The organism is Massilia rubra (assembly GCF_011682065.1).
Taxonomy (GTDB): domain Bacteria; phylum Pseudomonadota; class Gammaproteobacteria; order Burkholderiales; family Burkholderiaceae_D; genus Telluria_A; species Telluria_A rubra.
Genome location: NZ_VUYU01000009.1, coordinates 85911 through 102981, shown reverse-complemented (window position 1 = coordinate 102981; position 17071 = coordinate 85911). Strand labels below are relative to the sequence as shown.

Sequence of the window (17071 nt, the reverse complement as noted above, 5' to 3'; positions counted from 1 at the left end):
TGCATGCGCGCCACATGACTCGCACCATGAAAAAAGTCTTCCTTGCGATCCTGATCGCGGCCGGCCTGCACGGCAGCGCGGTCGCCGGGTTTACCGAAGGCGCCAACGCCTACAATGCGCGCGACTATACGCGTGCGCTGAAAGAAGTCGCGCCGCTGGCGAGGGCGGGGCATGTGGACGCGCAGCATTTGCTCGGGCTCATGTATTACATGGGACGCGGGGTGGCGCGCGACTACAAGCAGGCCATGCTGTGGCACCGCAAGGCGGCCGAGCAGGGCAAGGCCGACGCGCAGTATGTGGTGGGGGCGATGTATTACACAGGCAACGCCGTGCCGCTCGATCACAAGGCGGCGATCGGCTGGTTCCGCAAGGCCGCCGAGCAGGGTCATGCCGAGGCGCAGCATGCGCTGGGCTTGATGTACCGCTATCACGCGGCCGGCATGCCGCAGGATAAGGTGCTGGCGTATATGTTGTGGAACCTGGCGGCGGCCAGCGGCAACGCCAACGCGACCGAACAGCGCGCGGCGATCGCCAGGCGCATGACGCAGGAGCAGATCGACGAGGCGCAAGCCTTGTCGCGCGCGTGGAAGCCGGGCACGCCCTTGCCGACGCAGTCGCGCAGTGGGGGCGGGGCGGGGTAAACCTTGCTATCCCTGCGGCCGCTCGTTGCTTTATCGCCCGATGTTGGGACGAAACGTACCTGTTTCTCGTCGCTTCTGCTCTAATTGAACTTGGTAAAACGACGGGGGGACTGATCAATGCAGCCCCCGCGCTATTGTGCAACATCCATCAGTCGTGCCAAAGAATTCATCACTCATATGTTCACTATTTATGAGGTCCCACCCGGTGCCGCCGAATTTCAGGAGCAGATGGGTTCCAAGTCCAAGTTTTGGTACAATGATCCACTGAGAGGCCTTACGCTGTTTAAAGAAGGACGGCCGGGAACCGGTGAGAACTGGGCGGAAAAACTTGCCTCTGAACTTGCCCAGCTTATGGGACTTCCGCATGCATCGTACGAGCTTGCACGGTACGGTGAGCGCTGCGGGGTGCTTTCCCCATCTTTTGTCCCAAGTTCTGCTGAATTAATTCACGGTAATCAGTTGGTCGGCGGTCGCACTACTGCGATTCAGGATGCGGAAAAACTGCGATTTTATAGACAGCGCAGCCATACCGTATCTCGAGTTTTTGCATATCTGAAAAAACATGAAGATCAACTGCGCGTCCCTCAAACCTATGCCCACATAGATGGTATTGATAAGGCGCTTGATGTCTTCGTCGGTTATCTTCTTTTTGACGCCTGGATTTGCAATCAAGATCGACATGATGAAAATTGGGGCGTTGTCCATGATAAAGGCGAGCTGTATCTGGCTCCATCGTACGATCATGGTTCCAGTCTGGCACGAACGGAAACAGATGCTCGTAGAACCACGATGCTGACGACTAAGGATAAAGGGGCATCATTAGAAGCTTTTCTCGCAAGAGCAAGGTCGGCGCTATATCCTAATGTCGCGAGCGGCATAAAGTCCAGGGCTTATCTTGCATTCGAGTTGGTTGAATTGATGTGGAAATCCTATCCGAATGCTTGCCTCGTTTGGACGAGGCAGTTGGAAAACATATCAACAAAAGATATCCACGAGCTGATTGAGAAAATTCCCAATGGATACATGACATCGGTGGCCGAGGAGTTCACTGCGCAGTTGCTAATATCAAATCAAAATCGGCTCATTAAATTCGCGAAAAAATGAAACAGTTATATGTTGCATGGCAGCAGCCTAGCTCGGGAGAATGGATTCCTGTGGCATGTCTCGAGCAAACGGTTTCGGGAGGCTATCGTCTTAACTATACTCAAGGTGCTTGTCGAGCAAGCAATTTTCTTCCTTTTAGTGGCTTACGGCGCCTTGATGTGGTCTACGAATCCGATGCGCTGTTTCCAATTTTTTCTAATCGATTGATTAGCAAGTCGCGGCCTGAATTCTCCGACAATCTTCGATGGCTTGGGCTAGAAAAAGGAAGCAATGATCCCATGTCGATTCTTGCGTTAACGGGCGGGATTCGCGGAACCGATTCGCTTGAGTTGTTTCGCCCTCCAGAAATGAGTAAAGATGGTGAATATCGCTTGGATTTTTTTGCCAGAAGTCTCTCGTTTCTTCCGGGGGAAACAATTGCGCTGATCGACAAGTTAGAGGAGGGTGCCAACCTATTTTTAATGCAAGACAGCCAGAATCGGCATGATCCATATGCTTTGACCTTAAGAACGGAAAATCCGATTTTTCTCGCGGGATTTTGCCCGAAATACTATGTCAAGGATCTGGGCAAGCTGCTCCAGGGCGCGCGCAGCACTCTTGCGGTGAAAGTGACATGCGTGAACCCGGATGCCCCCTTGAATATGCGACTCCGTTGCACTGTTTCCGCAAAGGCGCCGATGGATTTTTCCGCGTTAAGTGAGGAGGATGATTTCAAGCCTTTTTCAGAACTTCCCACTTTGCTGAAAAACGAATTGACGACGCTGTCCGCTTTAGCTACGTAAGTGTTGGGTATCGCGTAGATGGCGGCGCCGTGCAAAAACACGCATCCCCCACATCCCGTACAATCGCCTTTTGCCCCCAAGCGAGCCCCATCCCATGCGTGCCATCGAAATCAAACAGCCCGGTCCGGCCGATGTATTGCAACTGTGCGAGCGTCCCGTTCCTGAGCTGAAAGCCGGCGAAGTGCTGATCCGCGTGCACGCGGCCGGCATCAACCGTCCCGACGTGCTGCAACGCCTCGGTCACTATCCAGTCCCGCCCGGCGCCTCCGACCTGCCCGGCCTCGAAGTAGCCGGCGAAATCGTCGACGGCGACCTGGCCGGCAGCACCTTCGCCAAAGGCGACATGGTGTGCGCCCTGGTCCAGGGCGGCGGCTACGCCGAATACTGCGCCGCGCCGCTGCAGCAGTGCCTGCCGGTGCCGAAGGGCCTGTCCCCGCTCGAAGCGGCGTCCCTGCCCGAAAACTTCTTCACGGTCTGGAGCAATGTGTTCGACCGCGCCCACCTGTCCGGGGGCGAAACCCTGCTGGTGCAGGGCGGCACCTCCGGCATCGGCGTGAGCGCCATCCAGCTCGCCGCCGCGCTCGGCCACCGCGTGTTCGCCACCGCCGGCAGCGCCGACAAGTGCCGCGCCACCGAGTCGCTCGGCGCCGAACGCGGCATCGACTACAAGACCGAGGATTTCGTGGCGCTCGTCAAGTCGCTCACCGACAACAAGGGCGTCGATGTCGTCCTCGACATGGTCGGCGGCGACTATATTCCGCGCGAAATCGATTGCCTGGCCGACGATGGCCGCATCGCCCTGATCGCGCTGCTGGGCGGCGCCAAGGCCAATCTCGACCTCGGCCAGGTGCTGCGGCGTCGCCTGACCATCTCCGGCTCGACCCTGCGGCCGCGTCCGGTCGCCTTCAAGGGCGCCATCGCCGCCAAACTGCGCGACAAGGTCTGGCCGCTGATCGAGCAAGGCAAGATCCGCCCCGTGATTTTCCAGACTTTTCCGCTCGAACAGGCCGCCCAGGCGCACGCCCTGATGGAGAGTTCTACCCATATCGGGAAGATCATGTTGCAAGTGCTGTGATCGGCTGGCAACTGACCCCGGCCTTTGTTTGACCGACATCGGATCGGGGGTTAAAATAGCGGGTTAATTAAATCTGGGCTACTATGCGTCGCAAACTGGTCGTAGGAAATTGGAAGATGAACGGCAACCGTGCCGCGAATGCAAGCCTGTTGGCCGGCATCGTCGCGGGCGTCAATGCCGCTGACACTACTAACGCCGCTTGCGCCGTGTGCGCGCCGGCGCCCTATCTGGCCCAGTGCCAGGATGGCCTGGCCGGCAGCGCGCTCGCCTGGGGTGCGCAAGATGTCTCGGCGCAGCCGGGCGGCGCCTTCACCGGCGAAGTCTCGGCTGCCATGCTGGCCGATTTCGCCTGCGCCTACGTGATCGTCGGCCACTCCGAGCGGCGCGCCTACCATGCCGAAAGCAGCGAGCTGGTGGCGAAAAAAGCCGTCGCCGTGCTCGACGCCGGCATGACCCCGATCGTGTGCGTCGGCGAAACCTTGGCCGAACGCGACGCCGGCCAGACCGTGGCCGTGGTGTCGGGCCAGCTCGGCGCCGTGCTCGACCTGGTGGGCGAGCGCGTGGCGCAGATCGTCGTCGCCTACGAGCCAGTCTGGGCAATCGGCACCGGCAAGACCGCCACGCCGGCCATGGCCCAGGAAGTCCACGCCCAGTTGCGCGCGCAACTGATGGCGAAGAATGCAGTAGCGGCCGAGACAGTGCAGATTTTGTACGGCGGCAGCATGAAGCCCGATAACGCCCTTGAATTGATGGCCCAGCCAGATATTGACGGTGGCCTCATCGGCGGGGCGGCATTGAAGGCGGCGGATTTCCTCGCCATTCTTCATGCGGCCAATTGAACTATTATTGTTGTTAAACTTGGAATGGAATAAGCAATGAACACGTTGTTCAATCTGGTAGTTGTTGTACAGGTTCTTTCCGCTCTGGCGATCATCGGCCTGGTATTGCTGCAGCATGGCAAGGGCGCCGATATGGGTGCGGCTTTCGGTTCCGGCGCTTCCGGCAGCCTGTTCGGCGCCACCGGCTCGTCGAACTTCATGTCGAAGTCGACCGGCGTGGCCGCCGCGGTGTTTTTCGGCGCCACCCTGGGCCTGGCGTATTTTGCCAAGACCCACACCGGCACCACCGGCGGCGGCCTGATGGACCGCGCCGCAGTGACCGCGCCAGCTCCAGTGACCGGCTCGGCCGCGATCCCGACCGCTGCGCCAGTCGCACCAGCCGCACCGGTGGCGACGCCAGCCGCGCCGCCAGCGTCGGTCACCACCGGCGGCACTACGCCGGCGGCCGCTCCGGCGACTGCGCCAGCAATTGTTCCGCCAGCACCTGCTAATCAGCTGCCAAAGTAATCGTTTTCTGTTAGAATACTGCCCGCGCACAGAGTATTAGTGCAGGCAGTAAGGCTGTATATTGGCCGGTATCAAAAAGAAGTAAAGTTTTTCTGTTTTATCCTTGTTTTCGCGCAATTTTGCATTGAATACAGTGATGTAACAATGTTAGAATAGCGGACTCAATGCCGACGTGGTGAAATTGGTAGACACGCTATCTTGAGGGGGTAGTGGGCGAAAGCCTGTGCGAGTTCGAGTCTCGCCGTCGGCACCAAGAATATAAAAGCCAGCAAGGTTGCATAAGCGAACATGTTTATGCCTAAGCTGGCTTTTTTGCGAGGATCAGTCGTACGGTCCTGGTGGCAAGGTTCAAGCCAGGTTCGTGCGGTAGGGCGCTGCGACATGCAGTGTTTCATTAACCGATCGTTCAAGATAGGCTCCATCAAGTGAACCTCGATAATTACTTCCCCGTCCTGTTGTTCATCCTGGTTGGCATCGGTGTCGGTGTCGTCCCGCAGGTACTGGGATATCTGCTCTCTCCCCATAAGCCCGATTCCGCCAAGCTGTCGCCTTACGAGTGCGGCTTCGAAGCGTTCGAAGACGCGCGCATGAAGTTCGACGTCCGCTACTACCTGGTGGCAATCCTGTTTATTTTGTTTGATCTGGAAACGGCATTCTTCTTCCCATGGGGCGTTTCCATGCGTGAACTGGGCTGGTCCGGCTTCGTGACGATGATGGTCTTCATCGCCGAGTTTGTGGTCGGTTTTTGGTATATCTGGAAGAAAGGTGCCCTTGATTGGGAATAAGCCATGTCAATTGAAGGCGTATTAAACGAAGGTTTCATCACCACGACAGCAGACAAGCTGATCAACTGGGCGCGTACCGGGTCGATGTTCCCGATGACGTTCGGCCTGGCTTGCTGCGCCGTCGAAATGATGCACACGGGCGCGGCCCGCTACGACATGGACCGCTTCGGCGTCGTGTTCCGTCCCTCGCCGCGCCAGTCCGACGTGATGATCGTCGCTGGCACGCTGTGCAACAAGATGGCGCCGGCCCTGCGCAAGGTCTACGACCAGATGCCGGAGCCGCGCTGGGTCATCTCGATGGGCTCGTGCGCCAACGGCGGCGGCTACTATCACTATTCGTACTCGGTGGTGCGCGGTTGCGACCGCATCGTGCCGGTCGATGTCTACGTGCCGGGCTGTCCGCCGACCGCCGAAGCGCTGCTGTACGGGATTCTGCAATTGCAGAACAAGATCAAGCGCACCAATACCATCGCACGTTAAGAAGCGGTTTCCACCATGACGACAAAACTCGAAGCCCTTGAACTCGCCCTGCGTACCGCACTGGGTGAGGGCGCCGCTATTACGGTGGCGCTGGGCGAAGTGACCGTAGTGGTCAAGGCCGCCGGCTATTACGCCGCGATGCAGACCCTGCGCGACAATCCGGCCCTCCATTTCGAACAATTGCTCGACCTGTGCGGCGTGGATTACTCCACCTACGGCGAAGGTACCTGGGAAGGCGCGCGTTTCGCGGCCGTCTCGCACCTGCTGTCGATCGAACACAACTGGCGCGTGCGCGTGCGCGTGTTCGCCGAAGACGACGATACCCCGGTGCTCGCCTCCGTGGTCGAACTGTGGCGCGCCGCCAACTGGTACGAGCGCGAAGCGTTCGACCTGTTCGGCATCCTGTTCGAAGGTCACAACGACCTGCGCCGCATCCTGACCGACTACGGCTTCATCGGCCATCCGTTCCGCAAGGACTTCCCGATTTCCGGTTACGTCGAAATGCGTTACGACCCGGAACAGAAGCGCGTGATCTACCAAGCCGTGACGATCGAGCCGCGTGAAATCATTCCGCGCGTGATCCGCGAAGAAACCTACGGGATGAAATAATGGCTGAAATTAAGAACTACACCCTCAACTTCGGTCCGCAGCACCCGGCCGCGCACGGCGTGCTGCGCCTGGTGCTCGAGCTCGACGGCGAAGTCATCCAGCGTGCCGATCCGCACATCGGCCTGTTGCACCGCGCCACCGAAAAACTGGCCGAAACCCGCACTTACCTGCAAACCGTGCCGTACATGGACCGTCTCGACTATGTGTCGATGATGAGCAATGAGCACGGTTACGTGTTGGCGATCGAAAAGCTGCTGGGCATCGAGGTGCCCGTGCGCGCCCAATATATCCGCGTCATGTTCGACGAAATCACGCGCTTGCTGAACCACCTGATGTGGCTCGGCACGCACGCGCTCGACGTCGGCGCCATGGGCCCCTTCCTGTACGCCTTCCGCGACCGCGAAGACTTGTTCGACTGCTACGAAGCGGTGTCCGGCGCGCGCATGCACGCGGCCTACTACCGCCCGGGCGGCGTGTACCGCGACCTGCCGGACGCGATGCCCAAGCACAAGGCATCGATCATCCGCAGCGCCAAGGCCATCGATGAACTGAACGAACACCGCCAGGGCTCGCTGCTCGACTTCCTCGACGACTTTTCCAAGCGTTTCGTCACCTATGTGGACGAGTACGAAACCCTGCTGACCGACAACCGTATCTGGAAACAGCGTACCGTCGGCATCGGCGTGGTCAGCCCGGAAGCGGCCAAGGCCATGGGCTTTACCGGCCCCATGCTGCGCGGCTCGGGCGTGGAGTGGGACTTGCGCAAGAAGCAGCCCTACGCCGTGTACGACAAGATGGATTTCGACGTGCCGGTCGGCACCAATGGCGATTGCTACGACCGCTACCTGGTGCGCGTGGAAGAAATGCGCCAGTCGAACCGCATCATCCAGCAGGCGTCGCGCTGGCTGCGCGCCAATCCGGGCCCGGTCATGACCGACAACCACAAGGTTGCGCCGCCGCGCCGCACCGAGATGAAGTCGAACATGGAGTCGCTGATTCACCACTTCAAGCTGTTTACCGAAGGCTTCCACGTGCCGCCGGGCGAGGCGTATGCCGCGGTCGAGCATCCGAAGGGCGAGTTCGGCATCTACATTGTGTCGGACGGCGCCAACAAGCCGTACCGACTGAAGATCCGCGCCCCGGACTATGCGCACTTGCAAAGCCTGGATGAAATGGCGCGCGGCCACATGCTCGCCGACGCCGTCACCATCATCGGCACCCAGGACATCGTATTCGGCAGTATCGACCGCTAAGCAGTCGACCATTTGAGGCACAACCATGTTGTTATCAGAGCAGTCTTACAAAAAAATCGACCGTGAAGTCGCCAAGTATCCGCCCGACCATAAAGAGTCCGCGGTCATGGCGGCGCTCGCCATTGCGCAGGATGAAAAAGGCTGGCTCCCGCCGGAAGTGATGCAGGATGTCGCCGATTACCTCGGCATGCCCGCCATCGCCGTGCAGGAAGTGGCGACCTTCTACAATATGTACAACGTCAAGCCGGTCGGCAAGTACAAGATTTCCGTGTGCACCAACCTGCCGTGCGCCCTGTCGGGCGGCGAGCACGCCGGTCACTATCTGCAAGAAAAACTCGGCATCGGCTACCGCGCCACCTCGGCCGACGGCCAGTTCACGCTGGTCGAAGGCGAGTGCATGGGCGCCTGCGCCGATGCGCCGGTGATGCTGGTCAATAACAAGCGCATGTGCAGCCTGATGTCGGACAGCAAAATCGATGCACTGGTCGAGGAACTCAAGAAATGACATCGCTCCATTCACGTCACATCGACCCGGTCATCCTGGCCGGCCTCGACGGCCAGAACTGGCACTTGCAGGATTACGTGAACCGTGGCGGCTATTCCGCGCTGCGCCGTATCCTGGAAGAAAAAATCACGCCGGAAGCGATCATCGCCGAACTCAAGGCCGGTTCCCTGCGCGGCCGTGGCGGCGCCGGTTTTCCGACGGGCTTGAAGTGGAGCTTCATGCCGCGCCAGTTCCCGGGCCAGAAATACCTCGTCTGCAATACCGACGAAGGCGAGCCGGGCACGTTCAAGGACCGCGACATCATCCGCTACAATCCGCACGCGCTGATCGAAGGCATGGCCATCGGCGCCTACGCGATGGGCATCACGGTCGGCTACAACTACATCCACGGCGAAATCTGGGCCGAATACGCGCGCTTTGAAGACGCACTGGACGAGGCGCGCGCCGCCGGCTTCCTGGGCGACAAGATCATGGGCAGCGAATTTTGCTTCCAGCTGCACGCCGCGCACGGTTACGGCGCCTACATCTGCGGCGAAGAAACCGCGCTGCTCGAGTCGCTCGAAGGCAAGAAGGGACAGCCGCGCTTCAAGCCGCCGTTCCCGGCCTCGTTCGGCCTGTACGGCAAGCCGACCACGATCAACAATACCGAAACGTTTGCCGCCGTGCCCTTCCTGCTGAACATGGGTGGCGAGAAGTACGCCGCCATCGGCAAGCCGAACAATGGCGGCAGCAAGATTTTCTCGATCTCGGGCGACGTCAACTTGCCGGGCAACTACGAAGTGCCGCTCGGCACGCCGTTCGCCAAGCTGCTGGAACTGGCTGGCGGCATGCGCGGCGGCAAAAAGATCAAGGCGGTCATTCCCGGCGGTTCGTCCGCCCCGGTGATCCGTGGCGAGCTCATGATGAACACCGATCTCGACTACGATTCGATCGCCAAGGCCGGCTCCATGCTCGGTTCGGGCGCCGTGATCGTCATGGACGAGACGCGCTGCATGGTCAAGTCGCTGCTGCGCCTGTCGTATTTCTATTATGAAGAGTCTTGCGGCCAGTGCACGCCGTGCCGCGAAGGCACGGGCTGGATGTACCGCATGGTCCACCGCATCGAGCACGGCCAGGGCCGTCCCGACGACCTGGACATGCTCAACTCGATCGCCGACAACATCCAGGGCCGCACCATTTGCGCCCTCGGTGATGCGGCGGCGATGCCGGTACGCGCTTTCGTGAAGAACTTCCGCGAAGAATTTGAATATCACATCGAGCACAAGCACTGTCTGGTGCCCGCTTATATCTAAGGCCAGAGAAATCTCATGGTTGAAATTGAAATTGACGGTAAGAAGGTAGAAGTCCCACCGGGTAGCATGGTGATGGACGCGGCCAACAAGCTGGGCACCTACATTCCGCACTTCTGCTATCACAAGAAATTGTCGATCGCAGCCAACTGCCGCATGTGCCTGGTCGAAGTCGAGAAGGCGCCCAAGCCTTTGCCGGCTTGCGCCACGCCGGTCTCGGCGGGCATGATCGTGCGTTCGAACAGCGAAAAGGCGGTACAGGCACAGAAATCCGTGATGGAATTCTTGCTGATTAACCACCCGCTCGACTGCCCGATCTGCGACCAGGGCGGCGAATGCCAGTTGCAAGACTTGGCGGTCGGTTACGGCAAGTCGAACTCGCGCTACGAAGAAGAAAAACGCGTGGTTCCGCCGAAAGATGCGGGCCCGCTGATCTCGATGCAGGAAATGACCCGTTGCATCCACTGCACCCGTTGCGTACGTTTCGGCCAGGAAGTGGCCGGCGTCATGGAACTGGGCATGCTGGGCCGTGGCGAACATGCCGAAATCACCTCCTTCGTCGGCAAGACCGTCGATTCGGAAGTGTCGGGCAATATGATCGACCTGTGCCCGGTCGGCGCACTGACCTCCAAGCCGTTCCGCTACAGCGCCCGTACCTGGGAACTGTCGCGCCGCAAATCGGTCAGCCCGCACGATTCGCTCGGCACCAACCTGATCGTCCAGGTCAAGGGCGGCAAAGTCATGCGCGTGCTGCCGCTGGAAAACGACAGCATCAATGAGTGCTGGATTTCGGACAAAGACCGTTTCTCGTACGAAGCGCTGGACAACCAGTCGCGCCTGACCAAGCCGATGATCAAGCAGGGCGGCCAGTGGGCCGAGACCGACTGGCAGACCGCGCTCGAATACGTGGCGCACGGCTTGCGCAACATCAAGCATGAGCATGGCGCGGACAGCATCGCCGCCGTCGCCACCGCCCATTCGACCGTCGAAGAGCTGCATTTGCTGCAAAAGGCGATCCGCGGCATCGGTTCCGAGCACGTCGACTTCCGCCTGCGCCAGAGCGACTTCGCGCTGGACGGCCAGGTCACGCCATGGCTGGGCATGCCGATCGCCGAGCTGTCGCTTGTTAAGCGCGCACTGGTCATCGGTTCGTTCATCCGCAAGGATCATCCGCTGGTCGCCACGCGCCTGCGCGCTGCCGTCAAGGGCGGCGCCAAGCTGTCGCTGGTGCACGCATCGGATGACGAACTGTTGATCCCGACCGCCAACAAGATCATCGCCGCGCCGTCCGACTGGCTCGCCGCCTTGTCGAGCATCGTGGCCGCGGTCGCCGCCGCCAAGGGCGTGGCCGCGCCGGCCGGTTTCGAGAACATCGAAGCAAGCGATGCCGCCAAGGCGATTGCCGCCAGCCTGAACACCGGCGACGAAAACCTGCCGGGCGTGGTCTTGCTCGGCAACGCCGCCGCCCACCATCCGCAAGCGTCCGCGCTGCACGCGGCTGCGCAGTGGATCGCCGAACAGACCGGCGCCAAGTTCGGTTACCTGACCGAGGCCGCCAACACGGTCGGCGGTTACCTGGTCGGCGCGTTCGCCAAGAACGCGGCGCCAGTGTTTTCGGTACCGAAAAAAGCTTACGTGCTGCTCAACGCCGAGCCGGAACTCGATTGCGCCAACCCGCAGCAAGCGCGCGCCGCGCTCGACAGCGCCGAAATGGTCGTCGTCATGTCGGCCTTCCAGCATGGTTTCGAGTACGCCGACGTGCTGCTGCCGGTGTCGCCATTCAGCGAAACCTCGGGCACGTTCGTGAACTGCGAAGGCCGCGCGCAAAGTTTCAACGGCACCGTCAAGCCGCTCGGCGACACCCGCCCGGCATGGAAAGTGCTGCGCGTGCTAGGCAACCTGCTGGGCCTGTCCGGTTTCGAGTACGACACCTCCGAAGCGATTCGCGACGAGCTGTTCGGCAAAGACGTGACCGACCTGTCGGCCAAGCTGAACAACACCGGCAAGGCCGCCTTGAAAAGCGCCGCCTACGGCACCGGCACCGCGCTGGAACGCGTCACCGATGTGCCGATCTACTTTGCCGACGCCATCGCGCGCCGTTCCGAGCCGCTGCTGCGCACCGCCGACGCCAACGCGCCACTGGTGATCTTGCCGGCCGACCTGGCCGCCAAGCTGGGCGTGCAGGCCGGCGCCAAGGTAAAAGTGTCGCAAGGTTCGGGCTCGGCCATCCTGGTGGCCGGCGTCGATGCCCGCCTGCCGGCCAACACCGTGCGTGTCGCCTCGGCGCATCCGCTGACCGCCACCTTGGGCGCGATGTTCGGTGCGATCACAGTTGAAAAAGCAGGGGAGGGGGTCTGATGGCTCTGCCTGAAATGATTGATGGCGTCAACGCCTGGGGTGCCACCAACATCGGCTACGTGTGGCCGCTGATCTGGACCATGGTCAAGATCATGTGCGTCCTGCTGCCGCTGATGGGCTTGGTTGCCTACGCGACTTTGTGGGAACGCAAGCTGATCGGCTGGATCCAGATCCGCGTCGGCCCCAACCGCGTGGGCCCGATGGGCTTGCTGCAGCCGATCGCCGATGCGCTCAAACTCTTGTTCAAAGAGATCGTGGTGCCGACCAAGGCGTCGAGCGGCCTGTTTATCCTCGGTCCGATCATGACCATCATGCCGGCGCTGGCCGCCTGGGTGGTGGTGCCCTTCGGTCCGGGCGTGGCCCTGGCCGACATCAACGCCGGCCTGCTGCTGCTGATGGCGATCACCTCGATCGAGGTGTACGGCATCATCATCGCCGGCTGGGCGTCGAACTCGAAATACTCGTTCATGGGCGCGATGCGCGCCTCGGCCCAGATGATTTCGTACGAAATTCCGATCGGCTTCGTGCTGGTGGTGGTTTTGATGGTCTCGGGCAGCCTGAATTTCTCCGACATCGTCGCCGGCCAGAACATGGGTTGGGGCGTGGCGCACGGCGTCTCCATGCTGTCGTGGAACGTGTGGCCGCTGTTGCCGCTGTTCGTGGTGTACCTGACCTCGGGCCTGGCCGAATGCAACCGTTCCCCGTTCGACGTCGTCGAAGGCGAATCGGAAATCGTGGCCGGCCACATGGTCGAGTACTCGGGCATGTCGTACGCCATGTTCATGCTGGCCGAATACGCCAACATGATCCTGATCGGCACCCTGGCCTCGATCATGTTCCTGGGCGGCTGGCACGCACCGTTCGCCTTCCTCGAAGTTGGCGGCGTACTGGGCGGTTTCCTCGGCTTCTTCTGGCTGTTCGCCAAGGCCTTTGTGATTGTCTCGCTGTTCATCTGGGTTCGCGGCACCTTCCCGCGCTATCGCTATGACCAGATCATGCGCCTCGGCTGGAAGATTTTCATTCCAATCTGCCTGGTGTGGCTGGTCCTGGTCGCTGGCTGGATGCAGACATCCTGGAATATTTGGAAGTAAGGAAGAGATAATGGAACGAGTGAAAGACTTTTTCAGCAGCATGCTGCTGACCGAACTGATCAAGGGATTGGCGCTGACCGGACGCTATGCGTTCTCGCGCAAGATCACCGTGCAGTATCCGGAAGAAAAAACCCCGATGTCGCCGCGTTTCCGCGGCCTGCATGCGCTGCGCCGCTACCCCAACGGGGAAGAGCGCTGCATCGCCTGCAAGCTGTGCGAAGCGGTGTGCCCGGCCATGGCGATCACCATCGAATCGGAACAGCGCGACGACGGTTCGCGCCGCACCACGCGTTACGACATCGATTTGACCAAGTGCATTTTTTGCGGCTTTTGCGAAGAATCCTGCCCGGTCGACTCGATCGTCGAGACGCATGTGCTGGAATACCACGGCGAAAAACGCGGCGATCTGTACTATACGAAAGAGATGTTGCTGGCTGTTGGCGATCGCTACGAGGGCGACATTGCCGCCGCGCGCGCGGCCGATGCCCCTTACCGCTAATCTTTTAGCACATTTAACTGCAAGTCCTCTGGGTTAGTTATGGAATTTAAAACTGTCATGTTCTACGTGTTCTCGGCGATTATGCTTGCCGCCGCGACCCGTGTAATCACTGCCCGCAATCCGGTCCACGCGGCACTGTTCCTGGTGCTGGCGTTCTTCAACGCGGCCGGCATCTGGCTGCTGCTCAAGGCCGAGTTCCTGGCGATCGTGCTGGTGCTCGTGTATGTGGGCGCGGTGATGGTGCTGTTCCTGTTCGTGGTCATGATGCTCGATATCAATATGGACCGCATGCGGGAGGGCTTCTGGTCCTACCTGCCGCTGGCCACCGGTATCGGCGTGGTGATCGTGCTGGAAATGGCGGCCGTGCTGTGGCGCGGCTTCATGAAGTTCGAGCAGGAGGCCGAGGCCGTCGGCGCGAACATCGGCGGCACCAAGGAATTGGGCCTGCTGATCTACACCAAGTACATCCTTGGTTTCGAGATCGCCGCCGCCATCCTGCTGGTGGCCATTGTCGCCGCCGTCGCGCTGACCCTGCGTCGCCGCAAGGATACCAAGGCCTTCCATCCGGGCGACGCCGTGCGCGTCAAGCGTAACGACCGCCTGCGCATCGTGAAGATGGCAACGGTCGACCAGCCCGCCATCGATGCGGCTGCCAAAGCGGCCGCGCTGGCCGCCGCCGAAGCCCAGGCCGGTTCGGCGGACGTCACGCCACCGGTCGCCGTCCCCAAGGAGACAAAATGACTTTATCGCTCGCACACTACCTGATCCTGGGCGCACTGCTGTTTGCGATCTCGATCGTCGGGATTTTCCTGAACCGCAAGAACGTCATCGTCCTGCTGATGGCGATTGAATTGATGCTGCTGGCCGTGAATTTGAACTTCATCGCGTTTTCGCATTACCTGGGCGACGCGGCGGGGCAGATCTTTGTCTTCTTCATCCTGACCGTCGCCGCTGCCGAATCGGCAATTGGCCTCGCGATTTTGGTGGTCATGTTCCGTAATCTGGACACGATCAACGTGGAAGACCTCGATACCCTCAAAGGTTAATCCGGTCCGTCCGGCGCTTACATTCATACTCGAATACATAACGATTAAGGTTCAACATGGCGGGGCAACTTCTTAACCCTAACGTCCTTCTTGCCGTACCACTGGCGCCGCTGGCTGGTGCTGTGATTGCGGGCTTGTTCGGAACAAAATTCTTCGGTAACCTGGTCGGCCGTAAAACGTCGCATACCGTCACGATTTTGGGCGTGCTGATCGCGCTGGTCCTGTCGGTGATGACCTTGATGGACGTTCTCGACGGCGCCAGCTTCAACGGCACCATCTACAACTGGATGACCGTCGGCAAAATCAAGATGGAAGTCGGCTTCCAGATCGATTCGCTCTCGGCGATGATGATGTGCGTGGTCACTTTCGTGTCGCTGATGGTGCACATCTATACCATCGGCTACATGGCCGAAGACGAAGGCTACAACCGCTTCTTCGCCTACATTTCGCTGTTTACGTTCGCGATGCTGATGCTGGTGATGGCGAACAACTTCCTGCAGCTGTTCTTCGGCTGGGAAGCGGTGGGCCTGGTCTCGTACCTGCTGATCGGTTTCTGGTACACCCGCCCGACCGCGATCTACGCGAACATGAAAGCGTTCCTGGTCAACCGCGTCGGCGACTTCGGCTTCATCCTCGGTATTGGACTGTTGCTGGCGTCGGCACAGACCATGAATTACAAGGAAGTGTTCGACCAGGCCGGCGCGCTGTCGGCCATGACGCTGCCGGGCAGCGACTGGATGCTGCTGTCGGTGGCCTGCATCTGCCTGTTCATCGGCGCGATGGGCAAGTCGGCCCAGTTCCCGCTGCACGTCTGGCTGCCTGACTCGATGGAAGGCCCGACCCCGATTTCGGCCCTGATCCACGCCGCCACCATGGTTACCGCCGGTATCTTCATGGTGGCGCGCATGTCGCCGCTGTTCGAACTGTCCGACACCGCCTTGTCCTTCGTGCTGGTGATCGGTTCGATCACCGCGCTGTTCATGGGCTTCTTGGGCATCATCCAGAACGACATCAAGCGCGTGGTCGCTTACTCGACCCTGTCGCAACTCGGCTACATGACCGTGGCGCTCGGTTCGTCGGCCTACTCGGTCGCCGTGTTCCACCTGATGACCCACGCCTTCTTCAAGGCGCTGCTGTTCCTCGGCGCCGGCTCGGTCATCATCGGCATGCACCACGACCAGGACATCCGCAACATGGGCGGCCTGCGCAAGTACATGCCGATTACCTGGATCACCGCGCTGCTCGGCTCCCTGGCGCTGATCGGCACCCCGTTCTTCTCGGGCTTCTACTCGAAAGACAGCATCATCGAGGCGGTCCACGCGAGCACCATCTGGGGCTCGGGCTTCGCCTACTTTGCGGTGATGGCCGGCGTGTTCGTCACGGCGTTCTACTCGTTCCGCATGTACTTCCTGGTATTCCACGGCGAAGAGCGTTTCGGCAAGGCGCATGCGCACGACCATCATGCCCACGACGCCAAGCACGATAAGAAGCACGACGCCAAGCACGATAAGAAGCACGACGCCAAGCATGACGCCAAGCACGCCGATGCGCACGAGTCCGACGCGCACCATGAAGAGGAACACGACGACCATGCGCACCACGGCCTGGCCCCTGGCCAGAAGCCGCACGAGTCGCCGCTGGTGGTGACCCTGCCGCTGATCCTGCTGGCGATTCCTTCGGTGGTCATCGGCTACCTGACCATCGGTCCCATGCTGTTCGGTAAGTTCTTCGACAAGGTCATTACCGTTGGCGAGAATCACAAGGCAATGCACATCCTGGCCGAAGAATTCCACGGCCCGCTGGCCATGGTCACGCACAGCCTGACCTCGCCGGTGCTGTGGCTGGCGATCTCCGGCGTGGCTGCGGCGTACTACTGCTACATGGTCAATCCGCGCGTGCCGGCCTGGTTCTACCGCCACTTCAAGGCGGTCCATACGCTGCTGGACAACAAGTACTACATGGACAAGTTCAACGAGGTGGTGTTCGCCGGTGGCGCGCGCCTGCTTGGCAACGGCCTGTGGAATATCGGCGACAAGGGCCTCATCGATGGCCTGGTCGTCAACGGAAGCGCGAAACTGGTTGGCTGGTTCTCGTCCATCGTCCGTCTCGGACAGACCGGTTACATCTACCACTACGCGTTTGTGATGATCATCGGTGTGCTCGGCGCGCTGATGTACTTCCTCCCGTTCTGGCACGCTTAACAGACAC

At 60.3% G+C, this 17071-nt stretch carries 18 protein-coding genes and 1 tRNA gene; all 19 read left to right on the top strand.

The annotated features are described in order from the left end of the window. Nucleotides 1-26: 26 nt before the first annotated feature. The 19 genes from F0185_RS15980 (at nucleotide 27) to nuoL (ending at nucleotide 17064) form a co-directional block, all read left to right on the top strand. The gene (locus tag F0185_RS15980) at nucleotides 27-641 is read left to right on the top strand and encodes a tetratricopeptide repeat protein (RefSeq protein ID WP_167225999.1); all 615 of its coding nucleotides are present in this window, start codon (nucleotides 27-29) and stop codon (nucleotides 639-641) included. A gap of 117 nt (nucleotides 642-758) precedes the next feature. Beyond that, nucleotides 759-1745, top strand: coding sequence for a HipA domain-containing protein (locus F0185_RS15975; protein ID WP_167225997.1), 987 nt, complete (start codon nucleotides 759-761; stop codon nucleotides 1743-1745). Then, on the top strand, nucleotides 1742-2527 hold the full coding sequence (locus tag F0185_RS15970; RefSeq protein WP_167225995.1) for an HIRAN domain-containing protein: 786 nt from the start codon (nucleotides 1742-1744) through the stop codon (nucleotides 2525-2527). The genes F0185_RS15975 and F0185_RS15970 overlap by 4 nt, the downstream gene beginning before the upstream one ends. 94 nt (nucleotides 2528-2621) lie before the next feature. Continuing rightward, the gene (locus tag F0185_RS15965) at nucleotides 2622-3602 is read left to right on the top strand and encodes an NAD(P)H-quinone oxidoreductase (protein ID WP_167225993.1); all 981 of its coding nucleotides are present in this window, start codon (nucleotides 2622-2624) and stop codon (nucleotides 3600-3602) included. Nucleotides 3603-3685: 83 nt separating this feature from the next. Continuing rightward, a complete protein-coding gene (gene tpiA / locus F0185_RS15960; protein ID WP_167225991.1) occupies nucleotides 3686-4441 on the top strand; it encodes a triose-phosphate isomerase in 756 nt (251 codons plus the stop codon). A gap of 36 nt (nucleotides 4442-4477) precedes the next feature. Then, entirely contained in the window at nucleotides 4478-4948 is a 471-nt protein-coding gene (gene secG, locus F0185_RS15955; protein ID WP_167225989.1) for a preprotein translocase subunit SecG, read from the top strand. Between the two features lie 166 nt (nucleotides 4949-5114). Next, nucleotides 5115-5201, top strand: a tRNA-Leu gene (locus F0185_RS15950). Nucleotides 5202-5373: 172 nt separating this feature from the next. Then, complete coding sequence (locus tag F0185_RS15945; protein WP_099876556.1) at nucleotides 5374-5733, top strand: NADH-quinone oxidoreductase subunit A; 360 nt, start codon at nucleotides 5374-5376, stop codon at nucleotides 5731-5733. A gap of 3 nt (nucleotides 5734-5736) precedes the next feature. Then, entirely contained in the window at nucleotides 5737-6213 is a 477-nt protein-coding gene (locus F0185_RS15940; protein WP_054263649.1) for a NuoB/complex I 20 kDa subunit family protein, read from the top strand. 15 nt (nucleotides 6214-6228) lie between these two features. Then, a complete protein-coding gene (locus F0185_RS15935; RefSeq protein WP_167225987.1) occupies nucleotides 6229-6822 on the top strand; it encodes an NADH-quinone oxidoreductase subunit C in 594 nt (197 codons plus the stop codon). Continuing rightward, nucleotides 6822-8075: an NADH-quinone oxidoreductase subunit D gene (locus F0185_RS15930; RefSeq protein ID WP_166886560.1), complete on the top strand. Its 1254-nt coding sequence runs from the start codon at nucleotides 6822-6824 to the stop codon at nucleotides 8073-8075. Before F0185_RS15935 ends, F0185_RS15930 begins: the two co-directional genes overlap by 1 nt. A gap of 25 nt (nucleotides 8076-8100) precedes the next feature. Then, nucleotides 8101-8580: an NADH-quinone oxidoreductase subunit NuoE gene (gene nuoE, locus F0185_RS15925; protein ID WP_166886563.1), complete on the top strand. Its 480-nt coding sequence runs from the start codon at nucleotides 8101-8103 to the stop codon at nucleotides 8578-8580. After that, nucleotides 8577-9872, top strand: coding sequence for an NADH-quinone oxidoreductase subunit NuoF (gene nuoF, locus F0185_RS15920; protein ID WP_167225985.1), 1296 nt, complete (start codon nucleotides 8577-8579; stop codon nucleotides 9870-9872). Before nuoE ends, nuoF begins: the two co-directional genes overlap by 4 nt. Before the next feature lie 15 nt (nucleotides 9873-9887). Then, nucleotides 9888-12227, top strand: coding sequence for an NADH-quinone oxidoreductase subunit NuoG (gene nuoG / locus F0185_RS15915; protein ID WP_167225983.1), 2340 nt, complete (start codon nucleotides 9888-9890; stop codon nucleotides 12225-12227). Beyond that, complete coding sequence (nuoH, locus tag F0185_RS15910; RefSeq protein ID WP_167225981.1) at nucleotides 12227-13318, top strand: NADH-quinone oxidoreductase subunit NuoH; 1092 nt, start codon at nucleotides 12227-12229, stop codon at nucleotides 13316-13318. The genes nuoG and nuoH overlap by 1 nt, the downstream gene beginning before the upstream one ends. 10 nt (nucleotides 13319-13328) lie before the next feature. Further along, nucleotides 13329-13817, top strand: coding sequence for an NADH-quinone oxidoreductase subunit NuoI (nuoI, locus tag F0185_RS15905; protein WP_099876575.1), 489 nt, complete (start codon nucleotides 13329-13331; stop codon nucleotides 13815-13817). A gap of 39 nt (nucleotides 13818-13856) precedes the next feature. After that, nucleotides 13857-14558 (top strand): NADH-quinone oxidoreductase subunit J, encoded by a 702-nt coding sequence (locus F0185_RS15900; protein WP_167225979.1) that lies wholly within the window; start codon nucleotides 13857-13859, stop codon nucleotides 14556-14558. Next, on the top strand, nucleotides 14555-14863 hold the full coding sequence (gene nuoK / locus F0185_RS15895) for an NADH-quinone oxidoreductase subunit NuoK (RefSeq protein ID WP_126075091.1): 309 nt from the start codon (nucleotides 14555-14557) through the stop codon (nucleotides 14861-14863). Before F0185_RS15900 ends, nuoK begins: the two co-directional genes overlap by 4 nt. A gap of 56 nt (nucleotides 14864-14919) precedes the next feature. Next, nucleotides 14920-17064 (top strand): NADH-quinone oxidoreductase subunit L, encoded by a 2145-nt coding sequence (gene nuoL / locus F0185_RS15890; RefSeq protein WP_167225977.1) that lies wholly within the window; start codon nucleotides 14920-14922, stop codon nucleotides 17062-17064. The last annotated feature ends 7 nt before the right edge of the window (nucleotides 17065-17071 follow it).